The organism is Pedobacter sp. UYP30, from assembly GCF_040547165.1.
Taxonomy (GTDB): domain Bacteria; phylum Bacteroidota; class Bacteroidia; order Sphingobacteriales; family Sphingobacteriaceae; genus Pedobacter.
Map to the genome: position 1 here is coordinate 174,923 of NZ_JBEPPD010000009.1, position 21,872 is coordinate 196,794.

Sequence of the window (21,872 nt, forward strand, 5' to 3'; positions counted from 1 at the left end):
GTTGATTTCTGTAAGATTACCATACATAAGTGGCTACACTGCCAGGCCTCAATGTGCTTTGAAGCGCTTTGCCTCCAAAAAGCACATTAAATTGTTGGTCTGCATTACCGGTATTTGTTACGATTAGCACTTTTTTCCCATCCGTATTTTTAAATGCAACACTGGCAAGGTTTCCGTTAGACGTAGATGCTATGCGCGAAGCACCCGGCCGAACAAATTTAGAGGCTTGGGCAATGATGTAATACGAAACGTTTTTTATAACAGAAGACGATGAGCCAATGGTTAAGGCGCCCAGACACGTAGTACAACCGCCAGGTGTGTGTGGGCCAAGATTTTGGTCTGACGCCAAATTCCATTCCAATACATTTCTACTCCAGTTTCTGGTGGCACCGATTATTAAATTGCTAGTATGCCAACTTAAATCGCCATCAAAAGATCCAGAGATTGGCGTGTATTGTTCTGTAAAATATAGATTTTTATCTGGATAAGCATTATGTACCTGAGAAAGCGAATTGATGTTTCCTGCATACAAGTGAAATGCAGATCCATCTACGTATTTGCTCGCATCGGCATCTGCCAAAATGGTTAACGGGTATTGTGGCACATCTGCATTATGATCGTACACAATAATTTTTGTGGCTACACCTTTTGATTTAAACGTTGGCCCTAGGTTATTTTTGATAAAATTAGCTGCATCTAACGCGGTCATTACCATACTTGGATTATTGTCTGGATTTAGAGGCTCGTTTTGTGGAGTGATGGCATCTATGGTAATTCCTGCAGCTTTCATTGCTTTGATATACTTAACAAAGTAATTGGCGTAAGCGGCAAAATATTCTTGTTTCAAGAATCCACCTTTAGAGCTTCCGTTGGTTTTCATCCAAGATGGAGCGCTCCACGGTGTTGCCATAATTTTTATGCTTGGGTTTATGGCTAAAATCTTTTTTAAGATTGGTATCAGATTTTGCTGGTCTGGCGCAATGCTGAACGAGTTTAGATCTACATCGATTTGTCCATTAGTCAAATCATCATAAGTAAATACATTGGCATCTAGATCAGAAGAACCTATGCTTATTCTTAAATAACTTACCCCAATACTGTTGTTTTCTGTAGAGAAAAGGTCTTTTAAGGTTTTGTCTTGCGTTTGCGCATCTAAGCTGTTTAGCAAAAAAGCGCTCCCACCTGTAAGCGTATAACCAAATCCATCTATAGATTGATAGTGTTGGGTAGAATCGACGACAATATTAGGTAGATTTTTATTTTCGGTTTTATCGAAATTTAGCGCGATATTTTGCTTACTGAATAAGTTACTTTTATCTCCATCAGTAAGCCACATTTGTACGGTAGAAGCTGTATTTACCGGGGGTTTAACCACGGGAGGAGGAACTGATGGTTTGCCAGGAATGCTTTTGCTACAACTACAGCTGCACATTACACCAAATATAAGGATACTGCTTAGCCTAAAATATGGATGGACGAAGATTTTCATTTTTTTCGGTTAGTTTGAAAAGGCAAACAGCATATATTTATACTGTTTGCCCGTAAATATAGTTAATAGCCTGGATTTTGTTTCAAGTTCGGATTTTTATCAATCTGACTTTGAGGAATAGGAAACAACAACTTGTTCTGGGTGATTGGATATTTTGCTTGCAGGGTGCTAATTGCTTTGCCGGTTCTTAACAAATCAAACCATCTGCTCCCCTCAAAAGCAAGTTCTACGCGCCTTTCTTTGGCGATAGCAACTCTCATTGCATCTTGAGAAGATACATTGGCTATTGTTTTTGATGGCAAACCAGCCCTAGTTCTAACTTGGTTTAACAATGCTAACGCTTCTGCATTCGGGTAACTTATTTCATTTAATGCTTCCGCGCGCATTAAAAGTACATCTGCGTACCTTAATACCGGCACGTTTGTAGGTGCGGCAAAACCGGCAGCATTTCTATACTTGTACACATGTGGAAAATTCTTTCCATAATACTGATCTGCAAAAATGATAGAAGCCGCTTTTCTTGTGTCGTTTGGTTCGTAAGCTGCGATCATATCTTCGGTTGGTGTGCTAAATTTTAAGAATTCGTAGGTTGCCAATGGAAAAGGCAAGAAAAGATCGGGCATGGTATTACCTTCTGTTCCGCCTGTAAATTGTACCTCGAATAAAGATTCTGTTGTGTTTTTGCCAGACCAAAGCGCATCGTAATTGCTAACTAAACTGTACTTGTTTAAATCAATTACTTGCTTGCTAAGATCTGCAGCCTGTTGCCAGTTTTTATTGGTAAGGTTAACCTTGGCCAATATTCCTTCTGCTGCGCCTTTAGTTGTTCTACCCACATTGTTGTCTTTAGGCAAATCTTTAATGGCTTCATTTAAATCTTTGGTTATTTGATCGTAAATGGCTGGGATGGTGCTGTTGCCAGCGTTGATGCTTTCTGGCTTGGTATCTTTTATCTGTTTAACTACCAATGGTACTGGCCCAAAAATTCTAACCAAATTAAAATAATGCAGGCCTCTTAAAAACTTAGCCTCTGCCAAAATCTCATTTTTCCTGTTGCCTTGAAAAAGCGATGCATCCATTGCAGTTACATTATCTATTACATCGTTACAACGTCCAATTGCTTGGTAAATCTGATTCCAATCTCTAGAGATGTTTGCATTATTTGCGTCTGTATTAAAAGTATCTTCTTGAATGTTTGCCGGATTGTCTCCGCCAGCATACGCATTGTCAGAAACTACATCGCCATAGGTTTCTATATCGAAACCATAGTAAGAATCTGGCTGTAATGCATCGTAACAACCAATCAACCCCGATTCTGCATCAGAGGGAACTTTATAAAAGTTTGCGCCCGTAATCTCCGACTGGGGTTTTTGATCTAGAAATTTTTTACATCCTGTTAGCGTAGCCGCTGATGCAAGGATTATTATTAAATATTTTTTCATGTTAATTAAAATTTAGCGTTTATACCAAAAACCAACGTGCGTACTTGAGGATATGTTCCATAATCTATTCCTTGTTGAAAAGGATCGCCGCCGTTTTTGCTTACCTCTGGATCGTAGCCTTTGTAGTTTGTAATCGTAAACAAGTTCCTACCGCTTACATAAATTCTAGCCGACTTAAGGATGTTGTTTGTTTTAATCGCTTTGGTTAAATCATAACCGAACGTTACATCTCTAAGTTTGATAAATGATCCGCTTTCTATAAATCTGGTAGAGTTTCTAGTTGAGTTTTTATCTGGGTCGCCAAATGCTGCGCGAGGAATATCGGTAATGTCGCCCGGTTTTTCCCATCTATTTAGCACCGCAGTCGACGCATTTTTTGGTCCAGACATGCCTTCCGTCTCAATTCTTGTTGCGTTATAAACCTGGTTTCCGTAAACTCCATCAAATAAGAAAGACAAATCGAAACCGTAGCCAGATAAACGATTGTTAATACCTGCTTGGAATTTAGGGTTTGGATTACCTATAATGGTTCTATCTGCATCGGTTATCTTACCATCGCCATTTAAATCGCGATAGTTGATGTTACCAGTTTGCGCATCAACTCCATCAGAAATATATCCGTAAAACGAACTTACAGGTTTGCCTGCTTCTGTAATGGTAGCGCTTCCATTGTCTCCAACTCCGCCAGAAAGAATGCTTTGACCCAAAATGTTTGTTACCTTATTTCTGTTTAAAGAGAATACCACATCTGTTTCCCAATTGAAATTTTTACGGGCTAAGTTTACGGTATTTAGCGCAAGCTCTATGCCCCTGTTTTGTAAACTACCTACGTTTTGAGTAATAGAACCGTAACCAGTTTGCGATGGCAATGGCCTATTCACCAAAGCATCGGTGGTTTTTCTAATGTAGGCATCTGCCGTAAAATTAACACGATTGTTAAATATCGACAAATCAAAACCTAAGTTACTTTGTGTATTTACTTCCCATTTTAAATCTTCGTTTGCTATGCTTGTGGTAATGGTACCTGGTTGGGTTTTATTATCAATAGGATAATTATATCCAACGCCATATCTAGCCAAATAGCTAAAATCTCCAATACCGGCAGAGTTTCCATTACTGCCATATCCGTAACGTAATTTTAGTTGGTTAAGCCAGCTTACATCTTTCAAGAAACTTTCTTGTGATATCCTCCAACCAATAGAGGCGGCTGGGAAATATCCATAACGTTGGTTTGCTCCAAATCTCGAAGAACCATCAGCCCTGATGGAACCGGTTACCGTATACTTATCGTTGTAGGTGTAAATTACACGGGCAAGGTAAGAGAGATAGGCCCAACTAGAATTGTTACTGCTTGCATCTAATTTTTCTGACGCGCCATTAACGGTTTTAATTGCACTATTCGCAAAGTTTTTACCAGAAAGAGAAGTACCTGTGTAGTTCGATTCTCTAAAGGTAACGCCCGCAATGGCATCAATGGAGTGGACTTTATTAAACGTTTGGTTATACGACAAGATATTTTCATTTTGCCAAATAAGTTCATTGTTGGATTTTGCACTTGCAAAGCCTTTTTGCGCCCTACCCTGACCTGTTAAAAACGGGTCTACAAAATAATCGTCTCGGCCGTCATTTGCTTCTACCCCAAAAGTAGACCGCAATTTTAAATTTAAGGGAAGTTCATATTCTGCGAAAACATTTCCCAATACTTTATTGGTAAATGATTTACTATCAATTCCCTGGGTTATTGCTACCGGATTTTCTAGCGCTTGATAAGGGTTTGGAGGATAAGTGCCATCAGCATTTCTTACCGGAATGTTAGGTGGAGTTGTTAAGGCAGACAATACCACACCACCGTTATTTACCCGAGCATTATCAGGAACATCTACAGAGTTTATTCGGCTAATGGTAAAGTTGCTTCCTACTTTTAATTTAGGCAACAAATTTGCGCTTTGATTAAATCTAATGCTATAACGTCCAAAACCTGCCGGTGCCAACGTACCATTCTCGCCATTCCAGCCTGCAGAAAGATAATATTTATATTTATCTGAACCGCCAGATGCGCTTAATTGATAGTTTTGTTGAACACCGCTTCTATAAATCTCATTTTGCCAGTTCGTGTTGAAAGGCAAATTGTTCACATCGGTAATAAAAGGCTGTTGGCCAACGTTTGTGCGTTCCTCATTAATAAGCACAGCAAAGTCTTTTGCGTTTAAAACATCTAGTTTCTTGCTGATGTTCTGGCTACCATAATAAGCATCTACACTAATTTGAGGTTTATTTGCAGTACCAGATTTTGTGGTAATTAACACAACGCCGTTTGCACCATTTGCCCCATAAATTGCTGTTGCAGACGCATCCTTTAAAATGGTGATGTTTTCAATGTCGTTTGGATTTATCCCGTCATTGCTCAGTGTTTGAACGCCATCTATTACATACAAAGGGTCGTTGGAGCCATTTAAAGACCCGTAACCCCTAACGCGTAATGTTAAGCCCGTGCCCGGCTTGCCAGAAGGTTGGCTTACCTGCACGCCTGCCGCTCTGCCCTGTAATGCTTGTTGAAAGTTTGTAACAGGTCTGTCTTCTATGCTTTTAGAAGTTACTTCTGAAGTTGCAAAATTTAAATTCTTTCGCTTAACAGAACCGTAGCCTATCACAACCACATCGTTTAAGTTAGATGCACTTTCTGATAACGTAACGTTTAACGTTGTTTTGCCAGCAACAGGAACCTCTTTTGTTTTATACCCTAAAAAAGAAAACAAAAGGGTAGCGTTAGCTGGTGCACTAATGGTAAACGTTCCATCGGTGTTGCTGGTGGTTCCAATTTTGGTTCCACTAATTAAGATGCTGACTCCCGGAATCGGCAAGTCTTTCTCATCCTTTACTACGCCGTTTACCTGTGTGGTTGTCTGGGCGAATACCGCAGAACACCCAAAGGTGCAGAGTAGTATTAAAATTGTACACAGTTTTTTCATAATCATGAAATTTATAATTGGTTAATGTTGATGTAAACTTAGCGCAGAAACACATCAACCTCCAAAAAATAAATTTCACAAACCTCGCGTATAGCCTATAAAAGAAACGGTTTTGATACGGTTTAATACCCGCTTAAAAAAACATGTAAAATATTGATTTACAGAGTAAAGCACTGATTTATGAGCAGAACACTCAAAAATAGTAATACGGTTTAGAACCTTTTAAAGATTTTGATGATTTTAGCAGTTTTTACAGCGCTTAATCTTCGGTAAGAAGGAAGGTACTCCAAGTAGTTTTATCAAATGTGCCATTTTTAATTTTGGCAGTAATGAGCTTTTTAATTTTTGTGCTATATGTCCAACAAGTGCTTTGCCTGATCTGCAAAATCTCTGAGAGCTTATGCGACGAGATTTTTCCCTTGGTTTGATAGTTTAAGAACAGCAAATAAAAGCCCTTGTTTATGGCAATGCGGCTGTTTTGAAACAGTGTGCCATTGGTAACAGATTCTTCATAACTACATTTGCTGCAACGCCTGCTGTATAGCTGATGACCTTGAAAATATTGATCGCCTCCGCACCTCTTACATTTAAATCCATCACTCCATTTCAGCTCTCCCAAAAGCTTACAGCAAGTTTCCTTATCGGGATAAATGTTGCTAAACTCCTCAAAATTTACTTCATCATCCATTATTCTAGCGCGCGTTGCCTGCGCCACGTTTGTTTTAAGCGCTACATTATCTATAGACAGTAAGCTGTTCATTCTGGTAATCTCTTCTGATTGTTCTTTTAAAAGTCTATTTACCCCAACAAGTTCTTTGTTTTTTTCTATAATCAAAGCAGATTTTTCATAAACTTCTTTGGTGCGTAGGGCAACCTTGTCTTCTAGTTGCTTGTTCAGGTTGTCTTTAAGTTTTTCATTAACTTTAAACTGGTCTATAATTCGCCGTTGTGCCTTTTCTTTCTTTAATTTCAGAATCCTAAAATTGTCCCCAATAGAAAACGAAAGGAAAAACATTTCTAAAATAAAACAAATACTTAAACTGTAGTAAGCAATGGCATCTATATTTAGCCACGTAACCCCAAGCGTAATCAAAAATTTAATTACAAAGCCTACAAACAAAAAAGTGTAGCCCAACACAAAAAATCTTGCTGGCTTATATCCCTTTTTATAAACCATTATGCCAGCCACATACGAGAGAAGTAGCGGGATAAGCTCTAAAAATTTATAGTTAAACCAAACAGGATTAATAAAGACACAAGCGAAGAAAAACAGTGTGCGAAGCGCTAAAAACCCATTGATAAGCTTGTTTAAAAAAGGTGATTTGGTTTTTAAATGCAGCAGTTTTTTAGCAAAAAGCAGGGCAAAAATACTCACTGAATAGAGTGCCACGCCAAAAGCATATTGGTTCCAATGTGGCGAATTTGGCCACAGGTATTGGTACGCTAAACCATCAGAAGACAGTTCGAAAATACCTACACTTAAATTGTAAAGCACATAGTACAGGTATTGGATCTGCCTCACCGCAAAATACATAACCAGGTTGTAGAAACTAAAAATGAGAATCATTCCGTAAAACAATCCAAAAAGCAAATACTCGTTTAGCGCATAGTGGATAAACCAATCTACCGAACGCAATACAACTATAACATCGGCAATTTGCCTAGACTTTACCTTCACATAAATAAGTTGACTTTTTGATTCTTTCTGCAACCTAAATTCAAAATTTTTATGTGCTAAACTTCTGCTCGAAAACACCTTTTCATCGCCAGCGGCATGCGCAACATAATGGTTGTTTGAATCTGGCAGGTAAACCACCAAATCATCTATGGTCTGATCAAAAAACTCTAGTATCCAATTCTTTTTGCTGTCTTTTTCGCCGGCAATATTTATTCTATACCAATACGTAGATTGTAGGTGTAGATTTTGTGGCGTACTTGTTAAATTGGGCTTAAACGCATTGTTATATTCCGGTTTAAGAATGTCTTTAAGCATTAGCGCGTTGCTGCTATCTTCCAAAACACACACCTCATCAAATGTAAATATGTGCTGTGAAACTGCATCATTTATCTTTACCTGCTTCTGCGCAAGCACAAAAACCGGAAAAAAAATGAAGAGCCCTAAGGTTTTAAAAAACGTTTTCAAGGTATAAAATGATTGGTTTGCAAAGCGCAGCCGAATGTGTGGGTTGCCGAGGGGAATTTAATTAAAAAGAAACTCCTTTTCGCTATATTTTAAGAGGTGAATCGTAATGTCCAGTTTGTAACATTACTTATAATCGTACACAATTATCGGCTTTTTGTAAGTAAGCTTGCGCTCTTCGCTGGTTATTTCTGCTCTAAAATCTTCTACTTTTTTAATTTGCTTGTCGTAATGATCTAATGCCCGTTGCGCGTCTTTAGAATCTCTTTGCGCATCTTTTGCTAGCTTGTTAACTTTATCCTGATCGTTTGAACTGCTAGATCTATCCGTATTTTCTTCTCTTTTTTCTAAAGAAGCTTTTGCATCGCCATTGGCTTCTAATAATTTTATACGCAATTTTTCCACGTTGGCCTCCTCATCTGCTTCCTTAACCTTTAGCTCTAAAACTCTTATGTTTTGCTTTAAAACATCAATTTTTGTGTTGATGATTTTTAAAGAATCTTTTGAAACTTTTGGAGTATAAGTTTGGGCAGAGACAGATATGCAGGCAAAAATTGCCACAACAGCGAAGATTAGTTTTTTCATGTTTGTTAGTTTTTTACAAGCTCCGAAAAATGCGAGCATATAATTTTAGACCAATTTAACTTTTTTATCAGTAAAGAAAGAAATTGGTTTGGTAGTAGTTATGCAGCAATAAAAAATCGCTAAAGAGATTTGGTCATTTCGTCTTTAATAACCAGGTAGAGTTCATTTGGTCTTTGTGTACCAATGTAGTATTTTAACCCATCTCTGTCGGTTAAAACCACCGCATCTTTACCCGAAGAGTAAAACTTGATAGCTCCTTTTTGATGAAGGTTATAGACCGGATTGTTGAAAAAATACTTGCTGTATACGTCTTTTTTAACGTCTACTATGCTATTTAGGTCTATTTTAACCTTTTTGGTAGTCCACAGGCCATCTAAAATAAGGCTTTTATTTACAACGATGGTTTTATATTGTATTAGAAAAAGGAGCAACATAGAAACGCCGATAATACCGAAACCCACCACCAGAAATAAGTCTTCGGTATTGTCTCTGTCTCGTTCGTAAACATACGCCGCAAAGCAGAAAGTGGCCATAATTAGCCTAATAAAAATCCGCACATAGTCTCTACCTATGTACTGTTTCTCTAAAAATGCATATTTGCTGTCCAACGTTCTGTATTATTTTAGTTCGAAGATAGCAACTTTTTTTGTTGATGATCTTACCTTATACCTATTATCTTGACGCATCCCCGCCAACCACAACACATCTCCATTGCCGTTAAGTAATATTGGAGTGGTGTCTTTTAAGTGCTGAGCAACTTTTTCGTCGATAAAAAAGTCGCTTATTTTTTTAAAACCTTTCATACCTAACGGGATAAATTTATCTCCAGTTTGCCAAGTTCTGACCTGCAAAGGATAAATAAGTTTCGCTGCATCTAGAAATGCTTTGTTTGGTTTTTGTTCATATTCGTTGCCATCCATTAAAGAAAAGCAAAGCTGATGATTGGCAAACAATAGGCTTTGTGAGTCTGGATGGATCAATTGACTTTCAATGCCTTCGTTTTGTAATTCTGCAATGATAAGCAAACCACGAGAGATGATTGCCCGATGGCTCACAGAAAAAAAGCACTTGCCAGATTGCCCATCAAAGGCATCAATAATTTCATTTACTACCGAAGCGCTGAAATGAAATGGTTTTAAAAGCTCATATAGCAATAGCGAAACAGGATATAATGCTTTTATTTTCGCTATAGAAAAATACCATCCATCTATTTTCTGTTGAACCGTGTCTTTCCAAATTTCCGCAACTTGCATCGCTAAAAAAGCTTCTACTTCTGCCACTCGAGCGGCATTCTCGGTAAAAGTGTTTTCTACGTTAGTATTTATCTCGCGTAAGCGAGGCATTACTTCTAGCCTAATTTTATTGCGTATATAATTACTGCTTAAATTAGAGCTATCTTCTACATAGGTAAACTGGTGTTTTCCAATAAGCGCATCTATTTCTGCACGGTTTAAAAAAAGCAATGGCCTGATAAGCTTGTCTTTTTTAGGCAAAATTCCATGCAGGCCGCTCAAACCAGTACCGCGCAACAAATTAATAAGCATGGTTTCGGCCACATCGTTTTTATGTTGCGCAAGTGCGATAAAATCGTATTTTTCCGTTCTCCGTATTTCTTCAAACCATTTATAGCGTAAATCTCTAGCCGCCATTTGCGTAGATATTTTATGCAGCGTGGCATACTTTTTGGTATCGAAATGGGTGGTAAAAAACGGAACGTTTAAACTCGAGGCTAGGTTTCTAACAAAATCTTCGTCGCGCTGAGATTCGGCTCCTCTCAACTTAAAATTTACGTGCGCCACGCCTATATCAATGCTTAAAGATTTAAAAAGGTGCAGCATCAACACAGAATCCTTTCCGCCACTAACGGCAAGTAGAATTCGATGATGTTTATCGAACAATTGTCTTTTAGCAATAAAGTCTTCAAGCTGCTTGGTGGGTAACATGGCTCAAAAATATTTAATTTTAACTGGTAATCCGAACCTACCAAACAAAAAACTAACTTTGTAACGTGCAAAAATTACTTTTTTTATTATTGCTTGTATTTGGACCGTTGCTTTTGTCTGCGCAACAGAAATCGGTTATCAAAATTGTTTCCTTTGAGCAAATTACAGGAGTGCCAGAAAAAAAGGTTTCTTATTTACGTCGGCCGGTTTTTCAACAAGATAATGCAACGCTTACCTGCGATAGCGCCGTTTACTATAGCGAGCGGAATTATTTCGAGGCATACAATAACGTACATATCCTTCAGCAGGAAACCAATATATATTCCAATCAGCTTCAGTATGATGGGAATACTAAAAAAGCGCATCTTACGGGGAATGTAAAGATGATTGATCCGCAAGCCATATTAACTACAGATATATTAGATTACGATATGGCCGCGAAGATTGGAACTTACAACAGCGGCGGCAAAATTGTAAATAAAGACATTACCTTAACCAGCCGGAACGGCTATTATTTTAGCAACAGCAACGATGCTTATTTTAGGTATAATGTTGTTGCGATTACGCCGCAGACAACCATTAAGTCTGATACGATGCGGTACAATACGCAAAGCAAATGGACATATTTTTACGGGCCAACCAATATTAAAGGAAAGGACGATAATCTTTATACCGAAAACGGCGCGTACAATACACAAACCCAAGATGCTTATTTTGGCAAAAAGAACTTATACACGCAAGATACCAAATCGCTTAAGGGCGATAGCCTTTATTATTATGGAGCAAAGGGCTATGGCAAAGCCGTAAAAAATATTGTTTTTGGCGATACCAAAGATAAGATTAAAATGTTTGGCGATTTAGGCTACTACTATAAAGCCGATAAACGAGCGTTGGTGACGAAAAAAGCCTATTTGGGCATCGGTACAGCCGATTCGATTGTGGTAAATGGCAAGAAGAAGCCCGATAGTTTGTGGATAGGGGCAGACACATTGATTACCCAAATGGTGCTGCGGCAAACACTGAAGCTGGTTCCGAAAATATCTGTCCAGGCAGATAACAAGGTGGGTGAAGACGAACCAGAAAAGCCTGGAAAAAGCAGCAGCGCCAATAGGGACTCAAGCGAGGTTGCAAGTAAAGCAAAAAATATTTCGAGTAAAAAACTGAGCAAAAAACAGCTGAAAAAAGAAAGAAATAGGAAGAAAAAAGAAAGTGATAAATTGCCTACGCCGCTTATAGATAGCCTGAAAAAGGGTGCAGATTCATTAGGTAAAGACGTAAAAATAACCCAATTAGATAGTCTACCTGCAAAAAATGAATTAAAAGCAACTGCAGATTCCATTGTGAAAAACCTGCCGAAGCCGCCGCCAGATTCGGTGCAGAAGAAATTGATAAAAAAAGCAGATAGTTTGCTCGGTAAGGGGAAAGCTGATTTAAGCAAGTTGCCAGATGGTGTAAAGAAGAAGATTTTAGATAGTGCCAAAGCGAAGTTATCCAAATTAAAGGCCGCTGTGAAAAACCTGCCGAAGCCGCCGCTAGATTCGGTGCAAAAGAAATTGATTAAAAAAGCAGATAGCTTGCTCGGCAAGGGGAAAGCTGATTTAAGCAAGTTACCCGATAGCGTAAAGAAGCCGATTTTAGACAGTGCCAAAGCAGCGTTATCAAAATTAAAGGCCGCGGCTAAGTTAAAAGACTCCATCAAACTCGACCCGTTAGATACCGTACAAGCTAGGGTAATTAATGCGTTTCATCATGTAAAGGTGTTTAAAAGCAACATTCAAGCAAAAACCGATAGCTTGTTTTACACAAGCGCCGACTCTACGTTGCGCTGCTATGTAAATCCTATTGTTTGGGCAGAAGGCTCGCAGCAAGTTGGAGATACCATTTATGTGCAGTTTAAAAATAAAAAGCTCAACAACATGCAAGCCATCAGAAATGCATTCTTGGTAAATACCCCAAAAGATTCGCTGCGTTTTAATCAGATTAAAGGAAGATTGCTAACAGGGTTTTTTGCAGACGGACAGCTTAAAACCATGTATGTTGATGGAAATGCCGAGAGCATTTATTACACGCAAGACGATAGCACCAAAGTGTACAAGGAGGTAAACCAAACGCTAAGCAGCCGCATTAAGTTTACTTTTAAAGACAAAGATATAGACGATGTAGTGTATATTAAAGGTGTTGAAGGCGCTATTAATCCCGATAGCGAGGTAGCAAAAGATAACGTGCTTACTGGTTTTTCTTGGAAGCCAAAGGAAAGGCCAAAATCTAAAAAAGATGCCATTACGCCTTCTCCGGTTATAAAAGTAGCGCCCAAAGCCAAAGGTAAACAAACACCGAAAACAGAAAAAGGAGGCAAACTAGTTCCTAAAGAAAAGCAGATAGAGGCAAAACCGAAAAATATGCCCGAGGATGCTGTACAAAAAGTGAACGTAGATTCGCTTAAGTTGAAAGAAGTGCCACCAAAGGTTATTTTAAAACCAGATACAAACAATTTTGGAATTAAGCCCATATTGCCAAAAAAAGATACAGTTGGTAAATCAAAGTCTGGGCAATAAGGATATTGCACGCTAGTATTCAAGCGATGCCTTTGTTTACTGCCGATTTAAAGATTGACTCAACAGGATAATGCCGATACAAATTAATCCGATATACACATACCTTAAGAAAGTGCCATCTTTTAATCGGTGATTAAAATATCTGCCAAGAAAAATTGCAGGAATTATTACTGGAATGGAAATTAAGAAATAATGTGTTACAGTAGAATTCCATAAACCCTTGTACCAGTAACCCAGCATCCCAATTGTGCTGGCTGGCAAAAAGTACGCTTGTAAGGTTGCTCTAAAATTTTTTGCAGTCCAATTGCGTATGTTGCCGTAAACCACAAGCGGTGGCCCATTTAGCCCATACGCACCACCAAGTATTCCAGATAAAAACCCACACAGAAAAAGCCACGTTTTATGATCAGTTTCTAGTTTAAAGCTGCTTTTTGAAAACAAGGAATATGCGGAATACAGAATAATCAAGACACCCAATATTGTTTTTACAACAATTTCATTTCCGTAAATAAGTAGAAGCAGGCCTATCGGGATACCTAAAACCGAAAAAAAAATAAGCCATTTTGCACTTTCAAAATGCACTTGCTTTCTATCTTGCGCAACTACAACTGCTGCTATAAAAATTGAGATGAGCACAGAAAACGGAACGGCAATTTCTATGGGGATGAACAGGCTAAATAAAGGAACGGCGATTAAAGATTCGCCAAATCCAAAGGTAGAACGTACTAGGGTTGCAACGAAAACAATTACTAAAATATACCAAGTTATTACTTCCATATCGTTCTAAAACGGTCTCACGTCTTAACGTTTCTGTTTTAGAAAATCGATCATTTTTTTTAATGCCAAAGCGCGGTGACTAATCTTGTTTTTCTCTTCCATTGTCATTTCTGCAAAGGTAATGTCATAGCCATCTGGTTGGAAAATCGCATCGTAACCAAAGCCTTTTCTTCCAGCTTTTTCAGTTCTGATGGTTCCGTTTATAATGCCTTCAAATAAATGATTCTCTCCATTGTGCAACAAAGAGATTACAGTTTTAAACCTAGCGCTTCTATCTGTTTTTTCTTCAAGGTTTTTTAGCAGCAAATCCATGTTGTCTTCGCTATTTCCCGTTCCGGCATATCTGGACGAAAGTACTCCCGGCGCTCCGTTTAAAGCAAGTAGTTCCAAGCCGCTATCGTCTGCAAAGCAATCTAACTTAAAATTATCGGCTACAAACTTGCTTTTTAAACTGGCGTTGCCTGCAAAGGTGTGCTCGGTTTCTTCAATCTCGCCAGAGAAATCGAGGTCGTTTAGGTTTAAGATTTCATATTGTCCGCTTAGTGCGGCTCTAATCTCTTCTGTTTTATGTTCGTTTTGGGTGGCGAAAACTAGCTGGGGCATGGGTATTGGAGTTAGGTGTTAGGAGTTAGGTGTTAGGTATGAGGAAATAGGTGTTAGGTATGAGGAAATAGGTGTGAGGGAATAGGTATTAGGGAATGGGTGTTAAAACGTACAACGTATAACTTAAAACGTACAACCTAAAAAATGCAGCTTTGCAAATTTTGCCACAGCATCTTCTTGTCATTCGCGGCGAAGTTGTCTAGGTTGCTCCCAAAAATTATATTAACATCTTTCTCAATAACCATTTCGCCTATTGGTAGCGTTCCCAAATCTAGATCAAGCGAACTGACGCCAAATGCGAGCATCACCTTTGGCTTGAAGAAAGTGTTTAAGTGCATAAATTTACCCTGACTTTGTTTTGCCATATTTACGAGCGCAAAATCGTCTTTCTTTAATTGAACGGATTTTAAAATATTTTTTAGCAAGGCATTACCGGCTTCTGTACTTACCTCGTTATCTTTATCATTTACTAAAATTAAAATGCGCTTCTTGTTTCCGCCCAGATAATTAAACGCTATTATTGGCTCCGGTTCTTTAACCATAGTTTCCGCTTCCGCAGGTGCAATATAGATTTCATTTTTTTCTGTCGATGGCTTTTCGGCAATGATGGGAACCTCCATACTTACCACCTCCTCGCTATCTTTTTGGCCAACGGTTGATAACGGTTTGTCTGCCACGAGGAACACTTCCTCTGTAAAAAATAGAGGCAAAGCACGCCGATTATTGGTCACTTGGTTTTCCATTTGTATTTTTGCATCAAAATATCTGTTAAAATTAGTTAAATATCTTACAATAGACTGCCTTATCATTACTTTTAGACCTTAAAAAAGCATTAACACACAGAAGAAGAAAGGCAAAGCTTAAAACCTTACCTTTGTAAAAAACAAAAGCTGCGCTACTATGTGCATTCAACATTTAAGATGAAAAAAATCTATTTAATAACTATAGCATTAGTGGGATTTATGCTCCACGCTTTCGGTCAGGGGAATACGCTAGATAAAGTAGCGGCCGTGGTAGGGAATAATATTATTTTAGCTTCTGAAATTAACCAGCAGTATAGTCAGTATTTGTATCAAGGCCATCCGGCAGATAGTGAGGTTAAATGTAAGATTTTGCAAAATGTTTTGACCCAGAAATTACTCAAACAACAGGCTGAGATAGATTCTATCGCCGTTGAAGATGGCCAAGTGGATGACGAGTTGGGCAAAAGGATGCGTTCTATGGTGCAGCGTGCCGGTGGCCAAGAAAGGTTAGAACAGTTTTTGAACAAGTCCTTGTTGCAATATAAAGATGAGCAGAGACCGGAGGTTAAGGATGAGCTGATTGCACAAAAAATGCAGGCAAAAATTACAGAGAACGTAAGTGTTACCCCATTAGAAGTAGAGAAATACTATAAATCGCTGGGCGATAGTGTTCCAAAGTTTAATACAGAAGTTGAGGTTGGCGAAATAGTTTTAGACCCAAAATTAACCAAGGCAGAAAAGCAACAATTTAAAGATAAGATAGAAGGTCTACGAAAACGTATTGTTGCTGGTGCAGATTTTTCAGTTTTAGCAAAAACTTATTCCGAAGACCCAGGTTCTGCACCAGACGGGGGAGATTTAGGGTTTTTCGACCGTACCATGATGGCAAAGGAATTTACTGCTTGGGCATTCAAATTAAAAGCAGGAGACATTTCGCCTGTGTTTGAAACCGATTTTGGTTACCATATTTTGCAGGTAATAGAACGACGCGGAGAACAGGTTCATGCCAGACATATATTAATTGTTCCTGTTACTACGCCCTCTAGTTTAGCCCGGTTAAAACTTTCTGCAGATTCTATTTACAACAAGTTAGAGAAAAAAGAAATGACATTTGCTACCGCTGCAAATGTGTATTCTGATGATAAGCAGTCTAAATTTAATGGGGGTATGATGTTGAATGCAGAAGATGTGCGTACGCGGACAACCATTATTCCGGTTGATAAATTAGATCCAGCTACATTTTTGGTGATAGACACCATGAAGGTTGGCGAAATTTCTAAGCCAACGCTCTACACAAGTGCAGATGGTAAAGAACATTACCGCGTATTGTATCTAAAATCTAAGGTTGCGCCGCATAAGGCAAATTTGGCTCAAGATTATCCAAAAATTAGAGACGCAGCGCAACAGGATAAAATAAATAAGACTTTGAGCGAATGGTTTGAAAGCCGCCGCGAAAAAACTTATATTAAAATAGATCCTGAATATTTAACTTGCAGCGAGCTTAAAATCTGGACGAAGCCCGAAAAAGAAGACACCAAATAATGCCGATGCCGTATCAAAACGAAGTAGAAGCGGTAGATGCACTACACCAGATTTTCAAAGACATACAGGCAGAAATTGCCAAAGTAATTGTAGGACAAGACAGCGTAGTAAAAGCTGTTCTTATTTCTATTTTTAGCAATGGGCATTGCTTATTGGTTGGTGTACCTGGGTTGGCTAAAACGTTATTGGTTCAAACCATTGCTTCGGTATTGGATTTAGATTTTAATAGGATACAGTTTACGCCAGATTTGATGCCGAGCGATATTATTGGGTCGGAGATTTTGGGAGACGACAGGCATTTTAAATTTGTACGTGGGCCAATTTTTTCTAACATTATTTTGGCCGATGAAATCAACAGAACTCCGCCGAAAACTCAGGCAGCTTTGCTAGAAGCCATGCAAGAAAAATCGGTTACTGCGGCAGGCCAGACGCATATATTGGCAAAACCTTTTTTTGTGCTCGCAACGCAAAATCCTATTGAGCAAGAAGGTACTTATCCATTGCCAGAAGCCCAACTAGATCGGTTTATGTTTAACGTTTTGTTAACTTACCCAAGTTATGCAGACGAATTGAACATTGTAAAGAAAACCACAAGCAACCAATCTGTACAGTTAAATAAAATTATCGGTGCGAGCGAAATTCAAGCCTTTCAACAACTTGTAAGGGACATTCCGGTAACGGATAATGTATTGGAATATGCGGTAAAGCTTACGGCCAAAACTCGCCCAAACAGTGCGTACGCTACAGAAACTGTAAACAAGTATGTAAGTTGGGGCGCTGGACCTCGTGCCTCACAATTTTTGGTGTTGGGTGCAAAATGCCATGCCGCTGTTACCGGCAAATACGCCCCAGATATAGAGGATGTACAGGCAGTTGCCGAAGCCATTTTACGCCATCGTATTGTCAGAAATTATCGCGCAGAAGCAGAAGGACTAACTATAGAAAAACTGATTGCAGAAATTCTTTAACCTACAATTGCTCGTTTAATTGGCGATTACTTGTATCCAATATTTGAGGGTTCTTGAGGATGGGATAGTTTAAGTTGTCTTTTGGTAGGTTGAGTTTTGGTTTTCGGCATCGTTGAGGTTTAAAATAATTGTGCCCGTATTAAATACTTGTTGAGATATTCCTGTAAATTAAAACATTATTCTTAATTTAGTTGTTTAAAAAAACATCTTTACAAACAACAATTACCATTCAAAAAAATCAACGATAAATCATGATGACATTAAACCTGCTCGAAGAAGTTAAGGAATATTTTAACAACGAATTTATTTCAGAGGCTAGTAGAAATTTAACAGAATCAGAGGCCGGAATTACCGAGGCGCTGAGTGCAATTCTTCCCTCTACAATAGGTTTACTTTCTAAGCAGGCTAAAAAATTAGGTGGAGCAGAAAAGATTGCTGCACTTGCCAAAACTCAAAATAGCAATGGCGTACTTACTGCATTAACTAGTTTCATTAAACACCAAACCACCGCTTCTAGTAGCAAATTGGCTTCTACAGCTTTTGAAGGCGACATAGAAAAAGACATGACTTCTAAGATTGCTGTCTTTTCTAAAATTAAAGAAAGTTCTGCATCAACCCTTTTCGACATTGCCTTGCCAACTATTTTGGCTTTGGTGGGAAGAAACTTGCTAGATAATAAATTAGAGGTTAAACATTTAGCAGATTATTTCGAAGCAGAAAGTACCGCTAAGCAAACAGTTTTACCAACTGGTTTTGGCGGTGCTGGCGCGGGTGCAGTAATTTTAGAACAACCTAGCAAAGTAGTTGGGTCAGTCCCTGCCAGTGCGAAAAAGGAAGACCTAGCTGTCAATCTTCACCATGATGACCTACGTCCATCACATTCGCAAGATCCCACCCATTTAGATAACCATGCCCTACATACTGCAGCAATAGATGGCCCAGTAAACCCGATAAATAGCTTTAGCTGGGTGTTGCCTTTGCTTGTTATTTTGGGTTTGATTGTGTTATTGTGGTATTACACCATGGGGGCTGGTAATAATTATGTAAAGCCAACCATGGATGAGAATGATACCGCAACACCGTTTTTGCGCGAAAGAATACAACCTGGAGTAGAATCAAATAGTCCGGTTGAGAAAGTTAGCGTGAATGAGCAATCAAACGTTGGTGCTTTAGATGAAAAAACTGGTGATTTTAATTACAATGAAGGTAAGCTGCAGAAAATTATGTTGCCAAATGGCCAAGAATTAAATGTTGGAGAAAATAGTACAGAAGCAAAATTGGTTGCATTTTTAAAAGATAAAGGCATTGCTGTTGATGCGGAAAAAGGAAATTGGTACGAGTTTACTAACGTGCATTTTAAATTGAATAGCGCTGATTTAGACAAGGTTTCTGACACCCAATTGAGAAATATGGTTGCAATAACCAAAGCTTTTCCAGAAGCAAAGTTTAAGTTTGGTGGTTATACAGATAATACTGGCGACGCGGCAATTAATAAACCTTTATCTCAACAACGTGCCGAAGCTGTTGGAAAATTAGTTGAATCTTTTGGAGGGTCTGCAAATTCTTTTGTGGCTCCAGAAGGTTATGGTGCTGAGCACCCAATTGCTGATAATGATAACGCAACAGGTAGAGCGATGAATAGAAGAGTTGCGGTAAACGTAAAAGTTAAGTAAGATTTATCGTCTTCGTTTAAGGAAAAATCCAACGATTCAATCGTTGGATTTTTTTATTTATCAAGTTGTTGCATCAAATTAGGGTAATCGGTAAGAATGCCATCGACACCCAAAGCCATAAAGTATTTAATATCCTTTAAACTGTTAACCGTCCAAGGTATAATTTTTATACCTAAATTATGGCAGCGATCTACCAAACCTTTTCCTACTAAAATAGAATACGGGCTGTAAATAGTTGGATTGAAGCCCAATTCTGCCAAATAGGTTTCTAATGGTTCTTTCTCGTCGATAAGCAAAGATGTCTTTATTTTTGGATAATGCTCATGCAAATATTTTAACGTTCGCATGTCGAAAGATTCGATGATTACCCGCTTGGCTATGCGCTTTTTATTTACAACCTGCATAATAAGGTCTACAAATTCGGCGGGTTCTGGCTGGAATTCGTTATCGCCATTTTTAATACTCTTTGTTTCTATGCTGTAATAAGGCTTCTTTAATCTGTTCTTTTTAACGTGGGCTTCAACGGCGTCTATCGTTGCACTTAACAATGGCTTGTACGCCTTAAATTTCATTTGCCCGCGAAAGCGAGGATGAACTCTGCTGCCGACATCAAATTTTTTGATTTCGCTATAATCCATCTTATAGATGTTAAACTTTTTTTGATCTTTAAAACTGATGGGTTTGCCGTTTGGCTGTAGGGAAATTTCATTGTTGAAATACGGTTCTTGGGAGAGAACAACCTCTTTGTCTTTCGAGATGACTGCATCCATTTCTATCGTAGTAACTCCCAAATCTATTGCCTTTATCATACCTTCTATGGTGTTCTCGGGCATTATACCTCTACAGCCAGCTTTGCCTTGCAGATCAAAGTTTTTAATTTGGGCGGATAAATGTGAAGTGTAGATTAGAGTGAAGAGTAATGGGATTAGTTTTTTAAACATGGTGCTATAAATTTATTGAGAAAGTGCGACAAGTTAAATTATTTTTGATAAGTGGAGTAGCGTTAACGATTGGAGTGATATCCTTTTGTAGCCTGTTCGGCCTACAAAAGATAAAATCCCGCACGTGCGGGATGTTAAAACGCCCAAAAAATACTTTTAACTCCACTTCAATATGTATATGTTAAACGAACATTAATTACAATTAGTTATGTCATTTGGAAGGTAATCAACAAAAAAAAGGCCTTCTATTCGAAAGCCTTCTATAAAAATATTTTGCCAATTTTATCTTTCGGCTGGTACGTATGCCTGCACCAACAAGTTCCAGCTAAAATCTGCAGATCTTTGCCAAACAAAAACATAGTTAAAACTTTCTCGCAAATCGGCCTTGTAATCTATGGTTGCAATGCCGTAAGTATAAGCCAAATCGCTGCCCAGCGCTTTATCTACACCGGCATTTTTAAAAGTAATTTTGTCTACGGTGTTGCTGTAAAAAGAAACAATTTCTGCTTCGCCGTTCATGGCTTCCCTGCCGGGGAAAATTAAGCGGGCATTCGGCGCTAAAAATCCGCTAAAAGCAACAACTCCATGCGTTTTTAATAAGGTGTTGAGCGTCTTTTCTGTAGTTACAATAATGTCTTTGCCAGCTTTTATTTCTTTGTCGTTTATAAATTTCGGCACAAAATGATCTTTTGGCTCCATAAACTTATTTTCGACATCATTTAAGGGCTTATTGCTTTTTGTTTCTAAGTCCATCGCCAATTTCCATTTCTCATTATCTGTTTTCCAGATAGAAAGGTATTGACCGTATTGAGCGTTTGTGCTCCCAAGCGCGTAAGAGCCAGTTGTAAAGCCGAAATCGCCGCTGCGAGAAGACATGGCCATGTTCGGTTTTCTAATTAAGTCTTCGTTTGATTGATTTCCATCTAGATAAAATTTCTTTGCATTTGTGGGATTTGGCTTGAACACCAATGCATCTGCAGACGAAAAATCTAGATAAGCGTCTTTCTCTCCATTTTTAGTGAGCGATTTTTGAAAATCTTTTTCGGCGTTTAATAAGGACTTTGTAGAGCCATCACTTTTTTGGGCAAACGAATTGAAAGCAAAAAGTAGTGCAATTGAGCTAATTAGGAATATTTTCATTTTTTAGTTTTAGAGTTTTGTATTTCGTTTATTGTTTATCGGCTTTAAACTTTAGTCTTTCTGCTTTGAGCTTTGAGCTTTGGGCTTTGGGCTTTGGGCTTTGGGCTTTGGGCTTTGGGCTTTGAGCTTTAGTCTTTTTCGCGACGAATATAAAATTTAATTTCTTTAACCACTTTAAAAGTAACTAACAAATAAACATTTCGAGTTACTTACTTAATAAACACGTATATTAGTATCAAAATCAAATATATGAACAATATTTTTAGAGGTGAGAATATTTTAGCCTTCATAAAATCATTTCCAGATGATGATAGTTGTAGATTGGCAATAGCAACTGAGAAGTGGAAAGATGGCTATAAATG

General features: G+C 38.4%; 16 protein-coding genes. 4 read left to right on the plus strand and 12 right to left on the minus strand.

Annotated elements, in window-relative coordinates; translation table 11 throughout:
• Positions 1-16 precede the first annotated feature (16 nt).
• The 7 genes from ABIB40_RS12095 to tilS form a co-directional block, all read right to left on the minus strand.
• The gene (locus ABIB40_RS12095) at positions 17-1,489 is read right to left on the minus strand and encodes a glycoside hydrolase family 30 protein (RefSeq protein WP_354359386.1); all 1,473 of its coding nucleotides are present in this window, start codon (positions 1,487-1,489) and stop codon (positions 17-19) included.
• 62 nt (positions 1,490-1,551) lie between these two features.
• Positions 1,552-2,931, minus strand: coding sequence for a RagB/SusD family nutrient uptake outer membrane protein (locus ABIB40_RS12100; RefSeq protein WP_354359388.1), 1,380 nt, complete (start codon positions 2,929-2,931; stop codon positions 1,552-1,554).
• A gap of 5 nt (positions 2,932-2,936) precedes the next feature.
• Positions 2,937-5,900, minus strand: coding sequence for a SusC/RagA family TonB-linked outer membrane protein (locus ABIB40_RS12105; protein WP_354359390.1), 2,964 nt, complete (start codon positions 5,898-5,900; stop codon positions 2,937-2,939).
• A 259-nt stretch (positions 5,901-6,159) separates the two neighbouring features.
• Complete coding sequence (locus tag ABIB40_RS12110; protein ID WP_354359392.1) at positions 6,160-8,043, minus strand: 7TM diverse intracellular signaling domain-containing protein; 1,884 nt, start codon at positions 8,041-8,043, stop codon at positions 6,160-6,162.
• Positions 8,044-8,166: 123 nt separating this feature from the next.
• Positions 8,167-8,625, minus strand: a complete 459-nt coding sequence (locus ABIB40_RS12115) for a hypothetical protein (protein WP_354359394.1) — start codon at positions 8,623-8,625, stop codon at positions 8,167-8,169.
• A 119-nt stretch (positions 8,626-8,744) separates the two neighbouring features.
• Positions 8,745-9,233 carry a hypothetical protein gene (locus ABIB40_RS12120; RefSeq protein ID WP_354359396.1) on the minus strand — a complete coding sequence of 163 codons (489 nt, stop codon included), beginning with the start codon at positions 9,231-9,233 and terminating at the stop codon, positions 8,745-8,747.
• Positions 9,234-9,242: 9 nt separating this feature from the next.
• Entirely contained in the window at positions 9,243-10,568 is a 1,326-nt protein-coding gene (gene tilS, locus ABIB40_RS12125) for a tRNA lysidine(34) synthetase TilS (protein WP_354359398.1), read from the minus strand.
• 65 nt (positions 10,569-10,633) lie between these two features.
• Here tilS and ABIB40_RS12130 point away from each other — a divergent pair, with 65 nt between their 5' ends.
• The gene (locus ABIB40_RS12130) at positions 10,634-13,123 is read left to right on the plus strand and encodes an OstA-like protein (RefSeq protein ID WP_354359400.1); all 2,490 of its coding nucleotides are present in this window, start codon (positions 10,634-10,636) and stop codon (positions 13,121-13,123) included.
• A gap of 36 nt (positions 13,124-13,159) precedes the next feature.
• Here ABIB40_RS12130 and ABIB40_RS12135 read toward each other — a convergent pair whose 3' ends face one another.
• From ABIB40_RS12135 to ABIB40_RS12145, 3 genes are all read right to left on the minus strand, one after another.
• Positions 13,160-13,900 carry a sulfite exporter TauE/SafE family protein gene (locus ABIB40_RS12135; RefSeq protein ID WP_354359402.1) on the minus strand — a complete coding sequence of 247 codons (741 nt, stop codon included), beginning with the start codon at positions 13,898-13,900 and terminating at the stop codon, positions 13,160-13,162.
• A 24-nt stretch (positions 13,901-13,924) separates the two neighbouring features.
• Positions 13,925-14,503 (minus strand): RdgB/HAM1 family non-canonical purine NTP pyrophosphatase, encoded by a 579-nt coding sequence (rdgB, locus tag ABIB40_RS12140; protein ID WP_354359404.1) that lies wholly within the window; start codon positions 14,501-14,503, stop codon positions 13,925-13,927.
• Between the two features lie 137 nt (positions 14,504-14,640).
• Positions 14,641-15,312 (minus strand): hypothetical protein, encoded by a 672-nt coding sequence (locus ABIB40_RS12145; RefSeq protein ID WP_354359406.1) that lies wholly within the window; start codon positions 15,310-15,312, stop codon positions 14,641-14,643.
• 111 nt (positions 15,313-15,423) lie between these two features.
• Here ABIB40_RS12145 and ABIB40_RS12150 point away from each other — a divergent pair, with 111 nt between their 5' ends.
• The 3 genes from ABIB40_RS12150 (at position 15,424) to ABIB40_RS12160 (ending at position 19,429) form a co-directional block, all read left to right on the plus strand.
• Positions 15,424-16,788 (plus strand): peptidylprolyl isomerase, encoded by a 1,365-nt coding sequence (locus ABIB40_RS12150; protein WP_354359408.1) that lies wholly within the window; start codon positions 15,424-15,426, stop codon positions 16,786-16,788.
• Positions 16,789-16,793: 5 nt separating this feature from the next.
• Positions 16,794-17,756, plus strand: a complete 963-nt coding sequence (locus ABIB40_RS12155; protein WP_354359410.1) for an AAA family ATPase — start codon at positions 16,794-16,796, stop codon at positions 17,754-17,756.
• A 251-nt stretch (positions 17,757-18,007) separates the two neighbouring features.
• The gene (locus tag ABIB40_RS12160; protein WP_354359412.1) at positions 18,008-19,429 is read left to right on the plus strand and encodes an OmpA family protein; all 1,422 of its coding nucleotides are present in this window, start codon (positions 18,008-18,010) and stop codon (positions 19,427-19,429) included.
• A gap of 53 nt (positions 19,430-19,482) precedes the next feature.
• Here the strand turns inward: ABIB40_RS12160 and ABIB40_RS12165 are convergent, their stop codons facing one another.
• Both ABIB40_RS12165 and ABIB40_RS12170 read right to left on the minus strand, forming a co-directional pair.
• On the minus strand, positions 19,483-20,370 hold the full coding sequence (locus ABIB40_RS12165; protein ID WP_354359414.1) for a glycerophosphodiester phosphodiesterase family protein: 888 nt from the start codon (positions 20,368-20,370) through the stop codon (positions 19,483-19,485).
• A 282-nt stretch (positions 20,371-20,652) separates the two neighbouring features.
• The gene (locus ABIB40_RS12170) at positions 20,653-21,510 is read right to left on the minus strand and encodes a DUF4440 domain-containing protein (protein WP_354359416.1); all 858 of its coding nucleotides are present in this window, start codon (positions 21,508-21,510) and stop codon (positions 20,653-20,655) included.
• Between the last annotated feature and the right edge of the window lie 362 nt (positions 21,511-21,872).